The 21,607-nt window shown below is 66.6% G+C and carries 23 protein-coding genes; 9 read left to right on the top strand and 14 right to left on the bottom strand.

The window, feature by feature from the left end:
- Positions 1-65: 65 nt before the first annotated feature.
- Positions 66-1,868, bottom strand: coding sequence for a hypothetical protein (locus CCR98_RS13525; RefSeq protein ID WP_087923032.1), 1,803 nt, complete (start codon positions 1,866-1,868; stop codon positions 66-68).
- Positions 1,869-1,941: 73 nt separating this feature from the next.
- Complete coding sequence (locus CCR98_RS13520; protein ID WP_157721538.1) at positions 1,942-2,166, bottom strand: hypothetical protein; 225 nt, start codon at positions 2,164-2,166, stop codon at positions 1,942-1,944.
- Between CCR98_RS13520 and CCR98_RS13515 the strand changes: the two genes are divergently transcribed.
- Together CCR98_RS13515 and CCR98_RS13510 are read left to right on the top strand one after the other, a co-directional pair.
- Positions 2,156-2,929, top strand: a complete 774-nt coding sequence (locus tag CCR98_RS13515) for an NAD kinase (RefSeq protein ID WP_087923030.1) — start codon at positions 2,156-2,158, stop codon at positions 2,927-2,929. The genes CCR98_RS13520 and CCR98_RS13515 overlap by 11 nt on opposite strands.
- 47 nt (positions 2,930-2,976) lie before the next feature.
- A complete protein-coding gene (locus CCR98_RS13510) occupies positions 2,977-3,921 on the top strand; it encodes a 5'-nucleotidase (RefSeq protein ID WP_087923029.1) in 945 nt (314 codons plus the stop codon).
- 135 nt (positions 3,922-4,056) lie between these two features.
- Here CCR98_RS13510 and CCR98_RS13505 read toward each other — a convergent pair whose 3' ends face one another.
- The 12 genes from CCR98_RS13505 to asnS form a co-directional block, all read right to left on the bottom strand.
- On the bottom strand, positions 4,057-4,608 hold the full coding sequence (locus CCR98_RS13505) for a DUF2939 domain-containing protein (protein ID WP_087923028.1): 552 nt from the start codon (positions 4,606-4,608) through the stop codon (positions 4,057-4,059).
- Between the two features lie 42 nt (positions 4,609-4,650).
- On the bottom strand, positions 4,651-5,643 hold the full coding sequence (locus CCR98_RS13500) for an aldo/keto reductase (RefSeq protein ID WP_087923027.1): 993 nt from the start codon (positions 5,641-5,643) through the stop codon (positions 4,651-4,653).
- On the bottom strand, positions 5,643-6,329 hold the full coding sequence (locus CCR98_RS13495) for a DUF2461 domain-containing protein (RefSeq protein ID WP_087923026.1): 687 nt from the start codon (positions 6,327-6,329) through the stop codon (positions 5,643-5,645). The genes CCR98_RS13500 and CCR98_RS13495 overlap by 1 nt, the downstream gene beginning before the upstream one ends.
- Positions 6,326-7,765 carry an exodeoxyribonuclease I gene (gene sbcB / locus CCR98_RS13490; RefSeq protein WP_087923025.1) on the bottom strand — a complete coding sequence of 480 codons (1,440 nt, stop codon included), beginning with the start codon at positions 7,763-7,765 and terminating at the stop codon, positions 6,326-6,328. The genes CCR98_RS13495 and sbcB overlap by 4 nt, the downstream gene beginning before the upstream one ends.
- Entirely contained in the window at positions 7,765-9,132 is a 1,368-nt protein-coding gene (locus CCR98_RS13485) for an NAD(P)/FAD-dependent oxidoreductase (protein ID WP_087923024.1), read from the bottom strand. The genes sbcB and CCR98_RS13485 overlap by 1 nt, the downstream gene beginning before the upstream one ends.
- Positions 9,133-9,163: 31 nt before the next feature.
- Complete coding sequence (kynU, locus tag CCR98_RS13480; protein ID WP_087923023.1) at positions 9,164-10,438, bottom strand: kynureninase; 1,275 nt, start codon at positions 10,436-10,438, stop codon at positions 9,164-9,166.
- 141 nt (positions 10,439-10,579) lie between these two features.
- Positions 10,580-11,101, bottom strand: a complete 522-nt coding sequence (locus CCR98_RS13475; RefSeq protein ID WP_087924199.1) for a 3-hydroxyanthranilate 3,4-dioxygenase — start codon at positions 11,099-11,101, stop codon at positions 10,580-10,582.
- Positions 11,102-11,120: 19 nt separating this feature from the next.
- Complete coding sequence (can, locus tag CCR98_RS13470) at positions 11,121-11,783, bottom strand: carbonate dehydratase (RefSeq protein WP_087923022.1); 663 nt, start codon at positions 11,781-11,783, stop codon at positions 11,121-11,123.
- Between the two features lie 72 nt (positions 11,784-11,855).
- Positions 11,856-12,497: an FMN-binding negative transcriptional regulator gene (locus CCR98_RS13465; RefSeq protein ID WP_087923021.1), complete on the bottom strand. Its 642-nt coding sequence runs from the start codon at positions 12,495-12,497 to the stop codon at positions 11,856-11,858.
- 7 nt (positions 12,498-12,504) lie between these two features.
- Positions 12,505-12,819 (bottom strand): hypothetical protein, encoded by a 315-nt coding sequence (locus CCR98_RS13460; protein WP_014037738.1) that lies wholly within the window; start codon positions 12,817-12,819, stop codon positions 12,505-12,507.
- Positions 12,820-12,826: 7 nt separating this feature from the next.
- The gene (locus CCR98_RS13455; protein ID WP_005417403.1) at positions 12,827-13,126 is read right to left on the bottom strand and encodes a hypothetical protein; all 300 of its coding nucleotides are present in this window, start codon (positions 13,124-13,126) and stop codon (positions 12,827-12,829) included.
- A 30-nt stretch (positions 13,127-13,156) separates the two neighbouring features.
- Positions 13,157-14,551, bottom strand: coding sequence for an asparagine--tRNA ligase (asnS, locus tag CCR98_RS13450; protein ID WP_014037736.1), 1,395 nt, complete (start codon positions 14,549-14,551; stop codon positions 13,157-13,159).
- 128 nt (positions 14,552-14,679) lie between these two features.
- Here asnS and CCR98_RS13445 point away from each other — a divergent pair, with 128 nt between their 5' ends.
- From CCR98_RS13445 to zipA, 7 genes are all read left to right on the top strand, one after another.
- The gene (locus CCR98_RS13445; RefSeq protein ID WP_006452998.1) at positions 14,680-15,018 is read left to right on the top strand and encodes an iron-sulfur cluster assembly accessory protein; all 339 of its coding nucleotides are present in this window, start codon (positions 14,680-14,682) and stop codon (positions 15,016-15,018) included.
- Between the two features lie 94 nt (positions 15,019-15,112).
- Positions 15,113-15,655, top strand: a complete 543-nt coding sequence (locus tag CCR98_RS13440) for a CbrC family protein (RefSeq protein ID WP_087923020.1) — start codon at positions 15,113-15,115, stop codon at positions 15,653-15,655.
- 160 nt (positions 15,656-15,815) lie between these two features.
- A complete protein-coding gene (gene rpsF / locus CCR98_RS13435; protein ID WP_006452997.1) occupies positions 15,816-16,253 on the top strand; it encodes a 30S ribosomal protein S6 in 438 nt (145 codons plus the stop codon).
- An 11-nt stretch (positions 16,254-16,264) separates the two neighbouring features.
- A complete protein-coding gene (rpsR, locus tag CCR98_RS13430; protein WP_002804494.1) occupies positions 16,265-16,495 on the top strand; it encodes a 30S ribosomal protein S18 in 231 nt (76 codons plus the stop codon).
- 105 nt (positions 16,496-16,600) lie between these two features.
- A complete protein-coding gene (gene rplI / locus CCR98_RS13425; RefSeq protein WP_087923019.1) occupies positions 16,601-17,050 on the top strand; it encodes a 50S ribosomal protein L9 in 450 nt (149 codons plus the stop codon).
- 259 nt (positions 17,051-17,309) lie between these two features.
- A complete protein-coding gene (gene smc, locus CCR98_RS13420) occupies positions 17,310-20,813 on the top strand; it encodes a chromosome segregation protein SMC (RefSeq protein WP_087923018.1) in 3,504 nt (1,167 codons plus the stop codon).
- 46 nt (positions 20,814-20,859) lie between these two features.
- The gene (zipA, locus tag CCR98_RS13415; protein WP_087923017.1) at positions 20,860-21,597 is read left to right on the top strand and encodes a cell division protein ZipA; all 738 of its coding nucleotides are present in this window, start codon (positions 20,860-20,862) and stop codon (positions 21,595-21,597) included.
- The last annotated feature ends 10 nt before the right edge of the window (positions 21,598-21,607 follow it).

Below are 21,607 nucleotides of genomic sequence, written 5' to 3'. Positions count from 1 at the left end.
CGAAAGCGGGGCCGTTTTGCATCAAGCGGCTACCGGGTGGGAGCCGGGAATGCTCTGGTGAAAACTCAACGTGGGTAGCCGTAGCGGGCCACTTCGGCCGCAACACCGTTCATATGCTGCACTTCGTCACGCTGTCCGGGATTGATGGCGCGGCTGCCATCGTCCACGAAGCGGGTCGGGGTCGCATACAGCGGCAGCTTGTTGCCCGAGCCGATGACCGGCACGCCTTGTCGGCCATTGGCCTTCATGCCCAGCGCCTTGCCCATTTCCTCGCGCAGCAGGTCAGTCGGGCAGAGCAGATTCATGGCGACTACGAACTGCTTGCGGGGTGCCGAGTGATAGAGGCCATTGCATCCTTGTGCAACACCCCCAACGAAGATGCCATCGGCACCGCTGTCACCAATCACTGAAGCAGCCTGATAATCCGCCATCCAGCGCGGGATCACTTCAGTAGGCAGGTAGGAGGGGACGTTGATCTCGCGCACCCCGGCTTCGCGGAAGCGGAAGTTGGCGCCCGAGTTGTCCAGAGCTTCATTGGTCTTGGTCAGGCTCTCGCGCATCAGCTCCAGTGCGATGGCCTTGGAGCCGACTTCGCCGAGCCGGGTCGCGACGGCGAACATGATGTCGATCGAATGAGTTTCCCGTTTCCAGTGGCTGGAATCGATGGCTCGGTATGCCACGGTCTCACCGGCTAGAACCTGATCGGACAGGCCTGGGCCGACGACGTTCATCGCTCGCGTGGCCGTGTTCTGTACCACCACCCTTGGAACATTTCCGTAAGCAGTTGGAAGGGTCAGTGTGGCTGCGGTGCGGGCGGTGATCCAGGTAACCGCTGCATTCGGACGGACAAGCTTTCCCCCTGGAAGATCTTTCAGATCAATCCTGTGAGTGGGGAGGTGCAGTGGATGCCAGTGGCCGGATCCCCAACCGCCATCGTTGATGTAGATGAACTCGAGCCGATCGCCAGGCAAGGCGGGAATGCGCCCCTTCCATTGGAAGATCGAATCGGCTTCGATATTGAGGCCGACGTAGCTGATCGGCTTCAGATCGCTCGAATACTGCACGACGCGGCGGTCACGGTCGGTCCCCTTCGATGGCATTTCCACATAGGGATTCCACTGCGTGGGCGTCATGTTGACCGCCGTTCGCGGTCCCACCGGAAACTCCTTGGCGGAGCTGATCGAGACGGGCCGATAGCTGGCGTAGCTGAGCTTCCAGGTGCGGAAATACGGATCAAATACGTAATGCTGGATGTCGCCCTTCTGCATCGTCAGCCGGGCGCTACGGAACAGCGTGTCGTCCGCGATGACCGCGCTGGGCCAACCCGCATTGTGCTTGATGGTGACCGTATCAAGAGGTAGTGCGCCATCCGGGAGGCCGACCTCACCCACATGATGTCCGTCTGCAAGAGTGAGGACCGTGGCCAGCTTTCGTCCGTTGGAGGGAATGCGCCAGCGCCTTTCATTGGGCCCCGTCAGGTAGCGAATGTCATTGGCGCCCAGCGTCCAGCCAGGAGCGAACATGCTCGTGGTGTAGGAGACGGTGGACCACTGCGGAAGGAACATGCTGTCGATGGCAGCAGGGAGGTGTGCAAACTTTCCCTTGACCTGCAGATGCTCGTCGTGCGGGGAACCCATGGTCTGGAAGGCGATCTGCCTCTTGCCGGGATACATATGCGGGTCTGGGAGACGGACTCGATCCATCCAGTCGCTGCGGCCGACCATGAAAGTCAGGTGGGAATACCAGCCAGGAAGGTTCTCGTTGTAGTTGACCTGGCGAGGCGTCAGGAGTGTGTTGCCCGACTGCGCCATGGCGCCGGCAGGCAGCAGTGCCGCCAGTGCGACCGCAACGTGCTTGATGTTCATCATTACTTTTTCTCTCTCTACAATTTGAATACGCTGCACCCTTGTTTCAGATCAGGATGAATGCGCCGCGTCATGATCAGCAGGTGCCGAGGCGTGGGCTATCGGACGTTGTCAAAAAGCGCACATCCCGCGCGATTGCCTGGGTGTCCGCGGCATGCTCGCCGACGCCATGCTCGGCACGGAGCCACAGCCGGACGAGGATCAATTTCATTGGCTTGACCTTCATCTGAACTTGCGCGGTGTGGATGGACAGGTATGCTTTGCCCAGCCCCTCCGGATCCGCCGCGCTGATGAGCGACACCCCCCGCATCGCTTTCCTGGCCAGCACCACCGAACCGGCGCAGATGGCCCGCGCGGCGATGATCTCGCGTTATGGCGATCACGCGCCGGAGCATGCCGACGTGCTGTGTCCGCTGGGCGGCGACGGCTTCATGCTGCAGACCCTGCACCGACACGGGCACCTGGGCAAGCCGGTGTTCGGCATGAAGCTGGGCACTGTCGGCTTCCTGATGAACCAGTACCGTGGCGACGATGACGTGCAGGCCCGCATCGCCCGTGCCGAACCGGCCAACCTGCGCCCGCTGGAAATGGTGGCGCTGACCGAGTCCGGCACCAGTACCGGGTCACTGGCCTACAACGATGTGTCGCTGCTGCGCCAGACCCGGCAGGCCGCGCATATCGGCATCGACCTCAACGGCCAGGAACGCGTGGCCGAGCTGATCGGCGACGGCGTGCTGGTGGCCACCCCGGCCGGCAGCACCGCCTACAACTATTCCGCGCACGGTCCGGTGCTGCCGCTGGGTTCGCATACCATCGCGCTGACGCCCTTGGCCCCTTACCGGCCGCGTCGTTGGCGCGGGGCGATTCTCAAGGCCGACACCGAGGTGCGTTTCCGCGTGCTTGATCCGTATAAGCGCCCGGTCAGCGTCACTGCGGATTCGCACGAGACCCGCGACGTGGTCGAGGTGACCATCCGCGAGTCGAAGGACCGCCGCGTAACCCTGCTGTTCGACCCGGAGCACAACCTGGAAGACCGGATCCTGAGCGAACAGTTCGTTTTTTGAGGACAATGGGCGGCCGGCCCCGCCGACCGCTTGAAGGACCCCCACCGATGGGCGACAACTCCCCCCGTTTGCTGACCGTCGCGGTGACCTCGCGCGCCCTGTTCGACCTCGAGGAAAGCCATGCGCTGTTCGAGAGTGATGGCGTGGCGGCCTACGCCGAATTCCAGCGCCAGCACGAGGACGACATCCTCGGCCCCGGCGTGGCCTTCCCCGTGGTGCGCAAGCTGCTGGCGCTGAACCAGGGCGCCAGCCCGGAGAACCCGCGGGTCGAGGTGATCCTGCTGTCGCGCAACTCGGCCGATACCGGCCTGCGCATCTTCAACTCGATCCAGCACTACGGCCTGGGCATCATCCGTGCGACGTTCACCGCCGGCGAGCCGACCTGGCCGTACGTGAAGCCGTTCGGTACGGACCTGTTCCTGTCGGCCAACCCGGAATCGGTGCGCAGCGCGCTGCGCCATGGCATCGCGGCGGCGACCATCCTGCCCAAGCCGCCTGGCGAGACAGCCGCCGCGGCGGCCGACCAGATCGATACCGGTCGCCCGGCCGGGCAGCTGCGCATCGCCTTTGACGGTGACGCGGTGATCTTCGGTGACGAGAGCGAGCGCATTTCGCGCGAGCAGGGCGTGGAAGCGTTTGGCCGCCACGAGCGCGAGCGCGCCCGCGAGCCGCTCAGCGGCGGGCCGTTCCGGGGCTTCCTGTCGGCGCTGCACACGCTGCAGGAAGTGTTCCCGGCCGGCGACAGTGCTCCGATCCGTACCGCGCTGGTCACCGCGCGATCGGCGCCGGCGCATGAGCGGGTGATCCGCACCCTGCGCGAGTGGGGCGTGCGCCTGGACGAGGCGCTGTTCCTCGGCGGCCGCCACAAGGGGCCGTTCCTGCAGGCGTTCGGCGCCGACATCTTCTTCGATGATTCGCAGCACAACATCGACAGTGCCCGCGAGCATGTGGCCGCCGGCCACGTACCGCACGGCGTCGCCAACGAGAGTTGAGGCCTTGCCGGGTGGGTGCCAACCGTTGGTTGGCACTGCCATGCATCCGTGCCCACCAAGGTGGGCACCTACCAGAGCGCCGCGCCCCGGTAGTTGCCAACCTTGGTTGGCATTGCCGTCAGGCCACCGGTCCCGTCACGGGCTGCCGGACATCCCCAGCTGCAGGTCCACCACCTTCCAGCGCAGGCCCTGCGGCTCCAGTACTACCTTCAATGGCGGCTGGCCAGGGCCGCGATCGACATCGATCACGAAGCGGTCGAACGACTCGAAATGGTGCTCGGCCTGCTTCAGCGGCCGCGCCGGTTCGGTCGCACCGAAGGCGTCGCCACCCTGCAGTTCATTGCGGCCACGCTTCCACAGCACGTGGCCCTGCAGCATCGCGCCGATTCCGGTCGGGGTCACCATGGTCTCCACTGCGGCACCGCCGAGCTGGTCGCCCAGGCCATAGAGCAGGGCACCGAACGGGCTGGCCGCCACATCCGGGCCGGCCTGGCGCACCAGGTAATCATTGAGCTGCGCGCGCAGGCTGCTGCGCACACGCGGGAAGTCGACATAACGCTCCAGGCGGGCGGTGTCGCGCTGCTCGATGGCCTTGGACAGGCCATTGACGGTCAAGTAGGGGCCACCGAACCACCAAGCCGCCATGGCCAGGACCAGCAGCACAATGAGTGTGGTGATTTTCTTCATGCTGGCCAGACTGCCCTAGTGGCGGCAGTGCCGGGTGAAGACTCAATGACTGGGCGAGCCACGGCCGTCACCGAAGGCATCGACCAGCTGTTGCCGTTCGTCCGGGGTCAGTGCTTCCAGGCGCGTCGCCAGCACCTCGTCGAGGCTGCGGGTGCGGGTGGTGCCGAGGATGCCGCTGGCCACGCCGGGATGCCCCAATGCATAGGCGAAGGCGGTCTGCGCCGGACGCTGGCTGCGGATCGCGGCCACTGCCCGGCGCATCTGGCGGGCACTGCGCATCAGCTGGCGGCTGCTGGGCTTCAGCCAGGCGCGCGCCAGGTACCAGCCATCGGCCAGCCGTGGCAGGCGCGGACGCACTGGCAGCAGGTGGCCCTGCGCCAGCACGGTGCCCGCCAGCACGCCAATGCCCACCGCCTGCAGCTGGTCGATCAGCGGTTCGCGGTCCTGCTGCAGGGCGTTGTAGTCCAGCAGCACCACATCGAACGCGTCGGGCTGGGCGATCATCCAGCGCAGGGTCGATGCCGAGTGAGTGTTGATGCCGGTGTGCCGGATCAGGCCGCGTTCGCGCAGGCGTTGCAGCGCGGCCAGCAGGTCATCGTTGATGTCGTGTTCGCTGGCGCCATGCAGCTGGAAGAGGTCCAGATGGTCCAGGCCGAGGTTGCGCAGCGACGCCTCGCAGCTGGCGGTGATGGCTGGGGGCGAGAAGTTGCGTTGCTCGGCACCGCTGATGCCGGCCTGGCCGGTGAGCGTGCCGCCTTTGCTGGAGATCACCAGCGCGTCGCGCGGGTACTGCTTCAGCAACGGGCGCAGGATGCGGCCCAGGCGCGGTTCGGCATGGAAGCCGGAGTAGTTGTGGCCGGTATCGAGCAGGTTCACCCCATGGGAGAGCGCATGCTCGACCAAGGCAGCCGCCTCAGTCTCCGGGAAGCGGCGATGACCCCAGAAGCCGGAGCAGCCCAGGCCGATCGGTGAAACGGCCAGGCCGGTGCGGCCGAGCACGCGCCGCTGGCGGGCCAGCGGGAGATCCTGCGACATCAGAACTCCAGGTCCAGCGCGGCGCACAGGTAGTCGACGAACGGACCAAGGGCGGCCAGGTCCTTGCCCAGCGTGGACAGCAGGCGCGGGCCGGTCATGGTGGCGTCGTCCAGCGCGCGCCACATCACCCAGTTGCGGTGCTTCAGGTCGTCGATGAACTCGAAGTCGGCCGGGAAGCCACGCGGGGGCCGCACCAGCTTCTCGCTCTCCTCGAAATGGAAGCGCTTGCGCAGGGCCGGCGCGTGCGCGGCGGCCTTCCAGCTGCCCGGGTTATCGAGGATGAAGTGGCGCACGCGACGCTGGGTTTCAGGCTCCGGATGCCACAGGCCGGCACCGACGAAGCTTTCGCCCGGCTGCAGGTGCACGTAGAACGAAGGCGCGGCCACTTCGCGGCGGCGCTCATGGAACAGGCGCGCGCCCTGCCAGGTCTTGTACGGTGACTTGTCGTTGGAGAAGCGCGCGTCGCGATGGATGCGGAACAGCGAGCCACCGACGCCACGGGTATCGGCGCGGAAACGGTCGCTGACCTCGGCCAGGGCCGGCTGCAGGTCGCCCAGCAGGCGCAGGAACGGCTGCCGTACGTGGTCTTCATACTGCTGGCGATGGTCGTTGAACCAGGCCTTGTCGTTGTGCCGCGCCAGGCTGCGCAGGAACTTGAAGCTGGCGTCCGAGAAGTAGGTGCTCACAGTGTCTCCTGCAGGTGCTGGCCCCAATCGCGCAGCGCTTGCAGCAGGGCCTGGCGCCGCGTGTCGTCGGGCGCTTCGGCGGCCAGTGCATCGAGCTGCTGCTGGTACTGGGGCAGGTTGAGTTCGCCCAGCCCGCCGTCGCCGAGCAGGCGCTGGCGGCGGTAATCCTGCCAGCGCTGGCGTTCCGCCGGCACGAGGCTGTCGGGATGGTTGCGTGCGCGGTAGCGGAACAGCAGCTCCGGCAGGCGCGGGTCGCGGAAGCGGCCTTCCAGCGCGGCCAGCTGCTCCGGCGCGGTGGTGCGTGCCAGTGCAAGCAGCGGCTTGTCGCCATTGCCGAGGAAGCCGTCGTACAGCGAGGCATCGACGTCGGCCACGGTGGCGGCGCGGGGCTGGTTGTAGACCTGCCGGGCCTTCTCGGCCAGCTGTGGGGCGAACGCGCGCAGGCGTTCCACCTTGGCCTCGATCGCGGCCACGTCCAGGCCGAGGCGCGCGTGGTCATCGGCGCGCAGGTGGTTCCAGGCGATCAGCGCCGGCACCTTGTTCAGGTGCACTTCCTTCAGCGGCACCCGCGCCACGCCTTCGGGTAGCTCGCTGGCGCGCATGTACAGGCGCTGCGCGATCACCTCGGCCGGCAGTTCCAGCAGGTCGTCGATCCCGCCTTCCAGGTCGAACACGATCACCCGGTTGTTGATGGTCGGGTGCACGGCCAGCGGCAGCACCGGTGCCGCGCACAGGCGGCTGGCCGGGTAGCGCATGGAGATGTGCAGCACCGGCTTCATCGCAGCCACGTCCAGCAGGCCGCCGACGAAACGCTTGTCACGCAGCTTCAGCGCGTAGTCCCAGAGGCGCGGCTGCGACTGCTTGAACAGGCGTGCCATGCCGATGGTGGCACGGACGTCGGACAGCGCTTCGTGGGCATCGCCCTCGCGCACGTTGTTGGCCTCGGCCAGGTGCTCGAGCTTGAACGAGGTGGCGCCATCCTCGCGCAGCGGCCACTGGATGCCGTCCGGGCGCATCGCGCGCATCAGCCGCAGCATGTCCAGCAGATCCCAGCGCGAATTGCCGTTGCGCCACTCGCGCTCGTACGGGTCGTGGAAGTTGCGGAACAGGCCGTAGCGGACGAATTCATCGTCGAAGCGCAGCGTGTTGTAGCCCAGCGCGCAGGTGCCGGGGCGCGACAGCTGCTCGTTGATGCGGTCGAAGGCCTCGGCCTCGCTGATGCCCTCGGCCAGGGCCTGCTGCGGGGTGATGCCGGTGACCAGGGTGGCCATCGGCGAGGGCAGCAGGTCATCGGCCGGGCGCACGAAGAAGCTGACCGGGGTGTCGATTTCGTTGAGGTCGGCGTCGGTACGGATCGCGGCGTATTGCGAGATGCGGGTGCGCCGTGGGTCCTGGCCGAAGGTTTCCAGGTCGTAGAACAGGAAGCTGCCGGCCATCAGTGCGCGCCCTCGAGGACCGGCAGCTGCGCGTGGATCTGCGCTTCCAGTGTGGCCCAGTCGATGTTGTCCAGCGAATCGTGACCCGCGGTGGCGGCCACCAGCATGTCGCGCTGCAGTTCGGTGCGGCGCAGCGCCTCGGCGTAGGGCGTGTGCAGGAAGGTGACCATCGTGTAGTGCGGTACGAAACGGGTCGGCCAACGCCGCTGCAGTTCCTGCTCCAGTTCGCGCTGCAGCAGGAACGCAGGATCGGCGACACGGTCGCGCATCTCCAGGTAGTTCTCCAGCGCCATCTGCTGGATGGCACGTGCATTCGGCTTGCGCTCGGCTTCGAACGCGGCGAACGCGCCTTCCAGGTCATCGGCCTCCATCAGGTGGCGGGCCAGCGCAACGCAGTCCTCGAACGCGCAGTTCATGCCCTGGCCGTGGAATGGCACCATCGCATGCGCGGCGTCGCCGATCAGCACGGCGCGGCCGTGCTGATGCCAGCGCTCCAGGGTGAGCGTGCCGAGCAGGCCCGGCGGGTGTTGTTCCCAGTCCGCGCGCAGGTTCGGGATCAACGGCAGGGTGTCGGCGAACTCGCGCGCGAACAGCGCCTCGGCCTGCGCACCGGTGTTGACCGTGGCGAAGCTGGGATCGCCCTGGTTGGGCAGGAACAGGGTGACGGTGAAGGTGCCTTCGTGGTTGGGCAGGGCGATGCACATGTAGTGGCCGCGTGGCCAGATGTGCAGCGCATTGCGCTCGATGCGGAAGCTGCCGTCGGCGGCCGGCGGGATTTCCAGCTCCTTGTAGGAGTGGTCGAGGAAGGCGATGTCCTCGCCCAGCGGAGCACGGCGGTTCATCGCCGCGCGCAGGGCCGAACCGGCACCGTCTGCCCCGATCAGGGTGTCGAAGCGGATGTCGTGCGGGCTGTCGTCGCGGTCATCGATGAAACGTGCGTAGCCGGCATCGAAATCAACGGTGTGCAGGCGGCGATGGAAGTGCACGGTGGCGCCGGCCTGTTCGGCCAGCTCCAGCAGCGTGGTGTTCAGGTCGCTGCGGTGGATCGACCAGATCACCTCACTGTCATCGCGGCCATAGCGTTGCAGCTGCGGTTCGCCTTCGCGCGGGTGCACCATGCGGCCGCGCATCATCACCGCGCGCGCCATCACTTCGTCCTCCACGCCCGCTTGGCGCAGCGCATTGCGCCCGCGCTCGGCCAACGCCAGGTTGATCGAGCGGCCGCTCTCGTAGTCGGCCACGCGCGGATCGCCGCGGCGTTCGTACAGGGTGATGCGCCAGCCTTGCCGTGACAACAGGATGGCCAGCAGGGACCCGGCCAGGCCGGCACCGATAATGCTCAACGAGCGGGAAGCATGTGCGATCAACGAACTGTCCAGCAGTAGGGGAGGGGCCGGCTTAAAGGCCGGCCCAGGCTTCCACTTCCTCGACGAAGTGGTGCAGGTCCAGGTAGCGGTTGTAGAGCGGGGTGGGCGAGATGCGGATCACGTCGGGTTCGCGCCAGTCACCCAGCACGCCGATGCCGCGCAGATGCTCGAACAGTGCGCGGCCACGCTCGCGGCCACCGATCACGCGCAGCGACAACTGGCAGCCGCGGCGCTGCGGATCCGCCGGGGTGATGATGTCCAGCACCTGCGGAAGGCGCGCGCGCACCAGCGCTTCGAGCATGCCGGTCAACGCCAGCGATTTGCTGCGCAGCGCCTCCATGCCGGCGCGCTCGAACAGGTCCAGCGAGGCACGCAGCGGTGCCAGGCCGAGAATCGGCGGATTGCTCAGCTGCCAACCTTCGGCGCCGATCGCCGGCGTGAACTGCGGCGCCATCTGGAAGCGGGTGGCTTCCTCATGGCCCCACCAGCCGGCGAAGCGCGGCAGGGTGGTGTCGCGGTGGTGGCGCTCGTGCACGAAGGCGCCGGCAACCGCGCCGGGGCCGCTGTTGAGGTACTTGTAGTGGCACCACACGGCGAAATCAGGGGCCACGTCATGCAGGCGCAGCGGCAGGTTGCCGACCGAGTGCGCCAGGTCGAAGCCGATGCGTGCGCCCTGCAGGCGTGCGGCGCGGGTGATCGCATCGAGGTCGAAGGCCTGGCCGGTGCGGTACTGCACGCCCGGCCACAGCACCAGCGCCAGGCGCGGGCCGTGTTCGATGATGGCGCGCTCGATGGTGTTCAGCGAGATCGTGCCGTTGGCTTCGTCCGGCTGCACTTCCACCAGGCACTCGGCCGGATCGAAGCCATGGAAGCGGATCTGGGCTTCCACGGCGTGGCGGTCGGTCGGGAACGCACCGGCTTCCATCAGGATCACCGGGCGCTGCGTGGTCGGCCGGTAGAAGCTGACCATCATCAGGTGCAGGTTCACGCTCAGCGTGTTCATCGCTACCACTTCGCTGGGCAGCGCACCAACCACGCGGGCCAGCTGCGCGCTCACCAGGCGGTGGTAGGACAGCCACTGCGTCGGGCCGGTGAAGTGGCCTTCCACCGCCAGTTCGCCCCACTGCTTCATCACTTCCTGCACCGCCGCCTGCGCGCCGCGCGGCTGCAGACCCAGCGAGTTGCCGACGAAGTAGGTCTGCTCGCCGCCGCCATGGCGCGGAATCAGGAATTCATTGCGCAGCGGGCGCAGCGGATCGGCGGCGTCCAGGGCGATGGCGTGGGTGCGGCTGAGCAGGTCGGACATGGTCGGGCAACAGGCTGCAACGGGACCGCCAGTGTAGCGCCTGGGGCCTGCGTGATGCCGCGCGGCGCGCTCGCCGGGCATGGCCCGGCGCTACCTGGGAATCACGCGCACCGGTAGCGCCGGGCCATGCCCGGCGACGGTTCAGCCCGCCGCAGGCGCCGGCAGCGGGTCCACGTGCCCGCATTGGCTGCAGGTACGCAGTTCCAGACTGGCGTGGTAATGCGCGAACACCTTGGGCAGGTCGGTTTCAATGTTCTGCAGCGGGAAGAATTCTTCGTGCAGCTTGTGGTTGCAGCGTTCGCAATGCCAGATCACGCCGTCCATCTCGTGCGGCAGGCGCTTGCGCTCGACCACCAGGCCAATGCCGCCGGGCGGGCGCCGCGGCGAGTGCGGAATCTTTGCCGGCAGCAGGAAGATCTCGCCAGCGCGGATCGGAATGTCGCGCACCGCGCCGTCTTCCTGCACCTTCAGCACCATCTCGCCTTCGAGCTGGTAGAACCATTCCGGACCTTCGTCGTAGTGGTAGTCGGTGCGCGAATTCGGCCCGCCGACCACCATCACGATGAAATCGCCGTTGTCGATCATCTTGTTGCCCACCGGTGGCTTCAGCAGGTGGCGGTTCTCTTCGATCCAGGCGTGCAGGTTGATCGGCGAAGCGAGCATGGTGGTCATCCGTAAGGAATCAGTCGCGCTTGCCCTTGCGCGGGACGTAGGACAGGGCTTTTTCATAGGCAGGCTGCAGCTCTTCCTGCGAACCGACGTCGATGCCCATCTCGCGCACGCGTCCGTCCTTCAGGCTGTAGACCCAGCCATGCACCATCAGCTTCTGGCCGCGGGCCCAGGCGTCCTGCACGATGGTCGAGCGGCACAGGTTGGCGACCTGCTCGATCACGTTCAGTTCGCACAGGCGTGCGTGCTTGAGCTCATCGGTCTCGATCGCATCGAGGATGCCGGTGTGCTTCTGCATCACGTCACCGACGTGGCGCAGCCAGTTGTCGGCCAGGCCGACGCGGGTGTTGTGCAGGCAGGCGTGCACGCCGCCGCAGCCGTAGTGGCCGACGATCAGGATGTGCTTCACCTTCAGCTGGTCCACCGCGTACTGCACCACGCTCAGGCAGTTCAGGTCGGTGTGCGCGACCACGTTGGCCACGTTGCGGTGCACGAACACTTCACCCGGGGCCATGCCGATGATCTGGTTGGCCGGCACGCGCGAATCGGAACAGCCGATCCACAGGTATTCCGGGTGCTGCTGCTTGGCCAACTGGTGGAAGAAATCCGGATCTTCCTTTTCGATGCGGTCGGCCCAGTCGCGGTTGTTCTGCAGCAGCTTGTGGATGTCTTTCATGTACGGGTCCCTGGCGTCGGGTGGGGGCTCGCCGCAGCCGTCCGGCTGCGGCGTCGCGGGAATCTGTGGTGTTCAGTCGCCCTGCAGGGCGGCCGGGTCGCGGTGCCAGCGCATCCACTGCGCCAGTTCCTGGGAGGAGGGCGTGTCCAGCGCTTCCAGTGCGGCGATCACCGCCTGCTGGTTGGCTTCCGGGTGGTTCTGGCTGAGTTTCAGCTTCAGCTGCACCTGTTCGACCTGGAAGCGGAAACCGACGATGGCGCGCAGCTCCGGACCATGTTCGGCGCGCGAAGCATCGAACTGCCAGGCCTGGCCTACGCTCGCTTCGAATCGGTCGCTGATCGCGCCGACCAGTTCGGCCAGTGCATCGGTATCGTCGAAGGTCTGCAGCTGGCCACGCAGCTCGGCAGCAGCGTAGTTCCAGGTCGGCACCCGCGCGGCGGGCTCCTTGTCCGGATACCAGCTGGCCGAGACGTAACCGTGGGGGCCGTCGACCAGCACCTTGGCCGCGCCGCTGTGGCGCGACTGCGGATTGGCGCGGGCCCAGTGGCCGCGCAGTTCGATCTGGTCGCCGTCACGCCGGTACAGTACCGGCATCCGGGTCAGTTCCGGCAGGCCATCGCTGCCGGGCGTGAGCACGGTAACGAACGAGTCGCGCGCCAGCAGGCGGTCCAGCCAGAGCAGGTCGGTCTCGGCGAAGGCGCGCGGGGTGAACATGCGAGGGTCAGGCGCGCCCGCCCAGCGACTGGATCATGCGGCCGCGCAGGCCCTCGTCACTGTCGGCCTGCGGCGGCTGTACTTCGTGCAGGCTGAAACCGCGCACCAGTGCGTCTTCCTCGTCCAGGCCGTCGTACTCGACGAACTCGGCGTCGAACAGCTGCGAACGGGCGGTGTCTTCGCTGTCATAGCTCAGCGTGTTGCCATCGCTGTCGAGCACCTCGGCGGTGCCGGCCGGGCGCACGCGCAGGCGCGCCCAGATCAGGGTGTTGCCGAGGCTGGCCAGCCACCAGCTGTCGCGCGAGGCGGAGATGTCATTCATGGATGTGTTACCAGAGCGAGGCCAGCCAGAGCAGGGCGGCCATGCCCAGTCCGGCCAGCAGGGTCAGCAGCGATACCCAGGCCGGCGTCGCCAGCCCGGACAGTGAGCGGTCCGGCTGCTGGCGATAGTCGCGGCGCAACAGCCAGGCCAGGGCATCGGGCTTGAGGAAGGCGCCGCTGCCGAAGCGCTCGGCGAGCGCCGGATGGCGGTCGCGCACGTGCACCAGGGTCAGCGGCCAGAAGATCACGAAGGCACTGAACCCGGCCACTGCAACGCCGACGAAACAGAGGGCGAAGAACAGGGTCATGGGAGCGGTACCTCCGTGGTCGTGTGGGGCTTAGAAGTCCGCGCTGCCCGGGGCGCGCGGGTAGGGGATCGCATCGCGGATGTTGGACAGGCCGCAGACGTACACCACCAGGCGTTCGAAGCCGAGGCCGAAGCCGGCGTGCGGCACCGAACCATAACGGCGGAAATCGCGGTACCAGCTGTAGTGCTCACGGTCCAGGCCGAACTGGGCCATGCGCGCGTCCAGCACGTCCAGGCGTTCTTCGCGCTGGCTGCCACCGATGATCTCGCCGATGCCCGGGGCCAGCACGTCCATCGCGGCGACGGTCCTGCCGTCGTCGTTCAGGCGCATGTAGAAGGCCTTGATGTGTTCCGGGTAGTTGGTCACCACCACCGGGCGGCCGACGTGTTCCTCGGTCAGCCAGCGCTCGTGCTCGGTCTGCAGGTCCAGGCCCCATTCGACCGGGAAGTCGAACTTCTTGCCGGACTTCTGCAGCAGGCTGACCGCATCGGTGTAGTCGATGCGCTCGAACGGCGCATTGATGAAGTCTTCCAGCTTGGTGATCGCGTTCTTGTCCACGCGCTCGGCGATGAAGGCCAGGTCGTCGCCGCGCTCGTTCAGCACCGCGCGGAACAGGTACTTCAGGAATTCTTCGGCCAGGCGCGCGTCTTCGGCCAGGTCGGCGAAGGCTATTTCCGGCTCGATCATCCAGAACTCCGCCAGGTGGCGGGTGGTGTGGCTGTTCTCGGCGCGGAAGGTCGGGCCGAAGGTGTAGACCTTGCTCAGTGCCAGGCAGTAAGCCTCGACGTTCAGCTGGCCGGACACGGTCAGGAACGTTTCCTTGCCGAAGAAGTCGCGGCTGAAATCGATCGCGCCCTTCTCGTCACGCGGCAGGTTCACCATGTCCAGGGTGGACACGCGGAACATCTGGCCGGCGCCTTCGGCGTCGGAGGTGGTGATGATCGGGGTGCTGATCCAGTTGAAGCCGTTCTCGTGGAAGAAGCGGTGCACCGCCTGGGCCAGGCAGTTGCGGATGCGGGTGACCGCGCCGAACAGGTTGGTGCGCGGGCGCAGGTGCGCCACCTCGCGCAGGAACTCCGGCGACATCGGCTTGGGCTGGATCGGGTAGGTCAGCGGGTCTTCGACCCAGCCAACCACTTCCAGCGCGCTGGCCTGGATCTCGAACGACTGGCCCTTGCCCTGCGACTTCACAAGCGTGCCGGTGGCGATGACCGAGCAGCCGCTGGTCAGGCGCTTGATCTCATCGAAGTTGGCCAGGCTGTCGCCGGCCACGACCTGGATCGGGGCGAAGCAGGAGCCGTCGCTCACATTCACGAAGGCCAGATTCGCTGAACCGCGCACCGTGCGCACCCATCCGCGTACCGTGACTTCGCCGCCTTCCGGGATCTTCCCGGCAAGCGCATGTTCAACGCTGACCACCGTCATGACTTGAATCCTCTGCTGATCGACTCGATCTGTGAACACGGGAGTTTACCGGTTGCAGCGTTCTGCTTGCGAGGCATTTTTCGTGGCAACGGCTCCTTATAATGTCCACGTACCTCTGGAGTAACCCCATGGCCGTCAGCCTGACCCCCATTGCCTTCGAGCGCGTGCAGCGCTTTGTCGCCCAGACCCCCGGCGCGCTGGGCCTGCGTTTCGGCGTGACCAAGACCGGCTGCTCCGGCTGGGGTCACGTGACCGACCTGGCCCGCGACGAGCGCGAGGGCGATACCGTGTTCGACCAGGACGGCGTGAAGATCTACGTCGATGCCAAGAGCCTGGCGCTGGTGGACGGCACCGTGATCGACTTCGGCAAGCACGGCCTGAGCGAGACGTTCACGTTCAGCAACCCGAACGCCACCGCCGAGTGTGGCTGCGGCGAAAGCTTCACCACCGACGCCGACAAGGCCTGAGGGCCGGCCACCGGGCGTGGCCCTGCGCTGACAAGGCGTGCTCTGGCAGGTGCCGACCTTGGTCGGCACGCTGGGCTCGGCAGGGATCCCACGGATGGAACGACCGGCTTTTATCTATCACCCCAACGCCTACGCCCTCTCCTTCGACGAGGTCGACGGGGTCTGTGACTGCTGCGGGCAACCGCGGACGCTTCGTTACCGGGGGCCGTTCTACACGCCTCTGCGTCCCGATTACCTGTGCCCCTGGTGTATCGCCGATGGCAGGGCAGCGGCCAGTTACGAGGGGGAATTCACCGGCTGGAGCGATATCGAGGGGGTATCCCCGGATCCGGCCGATCCGCCGCCGACCATCGCCCGTGAGCTGCTGCTGGAGATCTGCGAGCGCACCCCGGGCTACTCGTCCTGGCAGCAATCGGTCTGGTTGAGCCATTGCGAACGGCCCTGCGCCTTCCTCGGCGACGCCGGTAGCGAGGACCTCCAGCCCATCCTCGACGAGGTCCGGCCCGACGTGGTTGAGGTCAACCCGCGCGACGCCGACTGGGTGCTGGAACACCTGAGCCGGGACGGGGAGATGATTGGCTGCCTGTTCCAGTGCCTGGAATGCGGCCAGCACCGCCTTCATGTGGATCTGGGGTAGCCCGGTTCAGGTTGCCCTGTGGCCTGCCGGTTGCCCGGCCACCCCATCTGCGCCATAATGCGCGGCTTCCTGCCTTCCTGGCGGGAATCCTTGCCCCACCGCGGTCTCAACGGCGGGGGGCTGTCCGGCCGCAAGGCCACATCCGAAAGGTAGAAAAAACATGAGTCGTCATTACGAAATCGTGTTCATGGTCCACCCGGACCAGAGCGAGCAGGTCCCGGCCATGATCGAGCGCTACAAGTCGCTGGTCGAGAACGGCAACGGCACCATCCACCGTCTGGAAGACTGGGGCCGCCGCCAGCTGGCGTACCCGATCCAGAACCTGGTGAAGGCCCACTACGTGCTGATGAACATCGAAGCCGACCAGGCCGTTCTGAACGAACTGACCGAAAGCTTCCGCTTCAACGACGCCGTGCTGCGCAATCTGGTCATCAAGCGTGACGAGGCTGACACCGAGCAGTCGCTGATCATGAAGAGCAAGGACGAGAAGGGTGACAAGCCGGAGCGCGGTGAGCGCCGTCGTCGTGACGACGAAGAAGGCGAGTCCACCACCACCGCTGACAACGAAGCCGGCGACGACGCCGCTTCCGCCGCCTAAGGAGCCTTCCCATGTCCAAGTTCTTCCGTCGCCGCAAGTTCTGCAAGTTCACGGCTGAAGGTGTGAAGGAGATCGACTACAAGGATCTCAACACCCTGCGCCAGTACCTGACCGAGAACGGCAAGATCGTGCCGAGCCGCGTCACCGGTACCAAGTCGAAGTACCAGCGCCAGCTGGCGACCGCTGTCAAGCGCGCTCGCTTCCTGGCCCTGATCCCGTACACCGACAACCACGACGTCTGATGCCCGGCGGGGCGGCCCGGCGCCGCCCCCGCTGTGCCAGCTATTCGGACAGCCTTTGTTGCGGGGCATCGCCTCGCTAACGAATAACTCATCTGGAGCAATACCATGCAGCTGATCCTCCTGCAGAAAGTCACCAACCTCGGCAACCTGGGCGACCTGGTCGACGTGAAGCCGGGCTACGGCCGTAACTTCCTCGTGCCGCAGGGCAAGGCCGTTCCGGCCACCGAGAGCAACAAGGCCGAGTTCGAAGCCAAGCGCGCCGAATACGAAGCCAAGGCCCAGGCCATCCACGCCGACGCTGACGCCCGCAAGGCCAAGCTGGACGGCGCGAGCGTGACCATCCCGGCCAACGCTTCGACCGAAGGCAAGCTGTACGGCTCGGTCGGCGCCCGCGAAATCGCCGATGCCTTCACCGCTGCCGGCCTGCCGGTCAGCAAGAGCGAAGTCATCCTGGGCGAAGGCGCCTTCCGCAACATCGGCGAATACGACGTGCTGGTCCACCTGCACGCCGACGTCGAGACCACCGTCAAGGTCGTCGTCGTCGCCGAAGCCTGATCCCACGCCGCAAGGCCTGGAATCACCGCAGAACGGGCGCCCGCAAGGGTGCCCGTTTTGTTTTATGGCTCCGTTTCGTGGCATCGGGCCACGGCCGGCCGGCGGGGTGGGGCTGGACAATGTTCCACGCCCATTCGTAGAACACGGCCACATCGGTATACTCAGGGCGTCACACCCGTTCCACGGGCATCGATCCCAACAGGATCAATGGCTTGGAGGGTAAACGCAGGCCGCTTGCCGGCCCCAGTCCGGAACCCCTATGCGTCTTTCCACGATCAAGCTGTCCGGCTTCAAGTCGTTCGTCGATCCGACCACCCTGCACCTGCCGACCAACATGACCGGCGTGGTGGGGCCCAATGGCTGCGGCAAGTCGAACATCATCGACGCCGTGCGCTGGGTCATGGGCGAGAGCTCGGCCAGCCGCCTGCGCGGCGACTCGCTGACCGACGTGATCTTCTCCGGTTCCAATGCCCGCAAGCCGGTCTCGCAGGCCACCGTCGAGCTGATCTTCGACAACTCCGACCACACGATCTCGGGCGAGTACGCCTCGTTCAACGAAATCTCGGTCAAGCGCACGGTCAGCCGCGACGGCACCAGCAACTATTACCTCAACGGCACCAAGTGCCGCCGCCGCGACATCACCGACCTGTTCCTCGGCACCGGCCTGGGCCCGCGCAGCTACTCGATCATCGAGCAGGGCATGATCAGCCAGATCATCGAGGCGCGCCCGGAAGACCTGCGCGTGTACCTGGAAGAGGCAGCCGGCATCTCCAAGTACAAGGAGCGCCGCAAGGAGACCGAGACCCGTATCCGCCACACCCGCGAGAACCTGGACCGGCTGGGCGACCTGCGCGACGAGATCAGCAAGCAGCTCGAACACCTCAAGCGCCAGGCCAAGCAGGCCGAGCAGTACCAGGCGCTGCAGGAAGAGCGCCGGGTCAAGGATGCCGAGTGGAAGGCCCTGGAGTTCCGCGGGTTGGACGGTCGCCTGTCCAAGCTGCGCGAAGGGCTGTCGCAGGAAGAGACCAAGCTGCAGCAGCTGATCGCCGACCAGCGTGACGCCGAGGCCCGCATCGAGACCTCGCGCGTTCGACGTGAAGAGGCCGCCGATGCGCTCAACACCGCGCAGGCTGCGGTCTACCAGGTCGGCAGCACGCTGGCGCGCCTGGAACAGCAGATCCAGCACCAGCGCGAGCTGTCGCAGCGCCTGCACAAGGCGCGTGACGAGACCCGCCAGGCACTGGCCGAACTGGGCCAGCACATCAGCGGCGACGAGGCCAAGCTGAGGGTGCTGCGCGAGTCGGTCGAGGCCGCCACCCCGCAGCTGGAGGAGCTGCAGGAAGAAAACGAGATCAAGCAGGAAAGCCTGCGCGAGGCCGAAGACCGGCTGGCCAGCTGGCAGCAGCGCTGGGAACAGCACACTTCGCAGAGTTCGGAGGCCTCGCGCGCCGGCGATGTCGAGCGTACGCGCGTGGACTACCTGGACAAGCAGATCCTCGACGCTGATCGGCGTCGCGAAGCGCTGGCCGCCGAGCGCGCCGGGCTGGACGTGGACGCGCTGGAGGAAGCCTTCGAGCAGCTGCACCTGCAGCACGACACGCAGAAGACCGCGCTGGATGAATTGAGCGAAGACGTCGAACTGCGCAAGCAGGGCGTGGCGGCGGTGCAGGAACAGCAGCGCAATGGCCAGAACGAACTGGCCGAACTGCGCAAGCAGGCCAACGGCCTGCGTGGCCGCCTGGCCTCGCTGGAAACCCTGCAGCAGGCCGCGCTGGGCCAGGAGCAGGGTGCGGCCGTGGCCTGGCTGAAGGCGCGCGGGCTGGATTCGGCGGCGCGTGTCGGCGAACGCCTGGACGTCGATGCCGGCTGGGAAAATGCGGTGGAAAGCGCGCTCGGCCAGTTGATCGAAGGTGTACTGGTCGATGACCCGGCCAGCCTGGTCGACGCGCTGGGCGAACTCGGCGAGGGCCACATTGCACTGGTCGCCAACGATGGCGCGGACCTGAAGGTCGCGCCGACCTCGCTGGCCGCCCGCGTACGTGGCCCGGCAGCGATCCGTCGCCTGCTGGCACACCTGCATGCAGCCAAGGACCTTTCCGAAGCGAAGGCGTTGCAGGGCAGCCTTCCGGAAGGCGATTCGATCATCACCCAGAGCGGCGAGCGCCTGGGCCAGGGTTGGCTGCGCGTATCGCGCTCCGGTGCAGCCCAGCAGGGCGCGCTGCTGCGCGAACGTGAGATCAATGAACTGCGTGAGCAGATCGAGCAGCTGCAGGACCGCGAGGCCGAGCTGGAAGAGCAGCTGAGTGGATTCCGTGAGCAGCTGCACGCCGCCGAGCAGCAGCGCGAAGACGCGCAGCGTGCGCTGTACCAGGCCCATCGTGCGGTCTCTGAACTGGCGGGCCAGTTGCAGGGCCAGCAGGGCAAGGTGGAAGCGGCGCGCACGCGCATCGACCGCATCGAAGGCGAACTGAAGCAGCTGCAGGAAACGCTGGAAGCCAACAACGAGCAGGCGCGTGAAGCGCGCTCGCGGTTGGAGAACGCGGTCAGCAGCATGGGTGACCTGGAATCGACCCGGCAGCGGCTGGAGGGCGAGCGCCGCCAGCTGACCGAGGCGCGCGACCTGGCACGCGATGCTGCACGTGCGGTGCGTGAGCGCTCGCATTCGCTGGCCCTGACCCTGGAATCGCAGCGTGCGCAGCTGGCTTCACTGAGCCAGGCGTTGGAGCGCATGGGTACCCAGCGCGGGCAGTTGGATTCGCGACTGGGCGAACTGCATTCACAGCTGGACGAAGGGGATTCGCCGGTCGAATCGCTGCAGGCCGAGCACCAGAATGCATTGGAGGAGCGCGTGCGGGCGGATCGCGTGCTGACCGAAGCGCGCACGTTGCTGGACGGCATCGACGCCGAGCTGCGCAATTACGAGCAGACCCGCCACCAGCGTGACGAACAGGCGCTGGCCCAGCGCGAACGTATTTCGCAGCGCAAGCTGGACCAGCAGGCGCTGGTGCTCAGCGCGGACACCCTGCAGGGCGCGGTGGAGAAGGCCGGTTTCGTGCTGCAGGACGTGCTCAACGCATTGCCCGAGGACGCCCGCCTGGGCGACTGGGAGCAGGCCGTGCACCAGATCGATGGCCGCATGCGCCGGCTGGAGCCGGTCAACCTGGCCGCCATCCACGAGTACGGCGAGGCCTCGCAGCGTTCGGACTACCTGGATTCGCAGCACATGGACCTGACCACGGCGCTGGAAACCCTTGAGGATGCCATCCGCAAGATCGACCGCGAAACCCGCGGCCGCTTCAAGGACACCTTCGACCGCGTCAACGCCGGCGTGCAGGCGCTGTACCCGCGCCTGTTCGGTGGCGGCCACGCCTACCTGGAACTGACCGGTGAAGACCTGCTCGACACCGGTGTGACCATCATGGCGCGCCCGCCGGGCAAGCGCGTGTCCAGCATCTCGCTGCTGTCCGGCGGCGAGAAGGCGATGACCGCGGTGGCGCTGGTGTTCGCCATCTTCCAGCTGAACCCCGCGCCGTTCTGCCTGCTGGACGAGGTGGACGCACCGCTGGACGAAGCCAACGTCGGCCGGCTGGCCAACATGGTCAAGGAAATGAGCGAAAAGGTGCAGTTCCTGTTCGTCAGCCACAACAAGGCGACGATGGAAGCCGCGCACCAGCTGTCGGGCGTGACCATGCGCGAACCGGGCGTCAGCCGCCTGGTCAGCGTGGACCTGGAAGAAGCCGCGCGATTGGCGGGCGCGGCCTGACGTGCCATCCTAGTTACCTGAATGAACTAGCCGGAGAACCTATCGAATGTCCGACACGGCACTGTTGCGCATCGGCATCCTGGCCGCCGGCCTGCTGTTGATCGCCGCGATCTTCCTGTTTGGCCGTCCGAAGAAGAAGCCCCAGGGGCGCCGCGTGGACAGCGCGGAACCGACCAGCGGCGAGCGCCGCGAGCCGGTGCTGGGCGAAGACGGCGTCACGGTGGCCGATGGCCGCGTCGAACCGGGCATGGGCACGGAAGGCGAGCAGGCCGAACTCGGCCTGGGCGAAACCGACCCGGGCGCCAGCGATCTTGGCAAGCGCGCCACCCAGGATTTCGACAAGATCGTTTCGCTGTTCGTGGCCGCCCGGGCCGGCGAGCAGCTGCGCGGCGAAGACATCGTGGTGGCGGCCGAGAAGACCGGCCTGGTGTTCGGCCACATGAACGTATTCCACCGTCTGGTGGAAGGCCATCCCGAGCGCGGCCCGATCTTCTCGATGGCGAGCATCATGAAGCCGGGCAGCTTCGACATGGCCAACATCCGTGCCATGGAAACCCCGGCCATCGCCTTCTTCCTGACCCTGCCGGCGCCGCTGACCGCGCTGGACGCCTGGGAGAAGATGCTGCCGACGGTGCAGCGCATGGCTGAACTGCTGGATGGCGTGGTGCTGGATGACAGCCGCAACGCCCTGGGCCGCCAGCGCATCGCACACATCCGTGACGAGCTGCGTGCCTACGACCGCCAGCACCAGGCCCCGCCGCTGACAAAGACTCCGCGCTGGTAACGGCATCTTT

Origin of the sequence: Stenotrophomonas sp. WZN-1 (assembly GCF_002192255.1) — a bacterium.
In the GTDB taxonomy this organism is placed as follows: Bacteria; Pseudomonadota; Gammaproteobacteria; order Xanthomonadales; family Xanthomonadaceae; genus Stenotrophomonas.
Note: the sequence above shows the minus strand (reverse complement) of the source record. Positions and strands in the feature narration are given on the sequence as shown.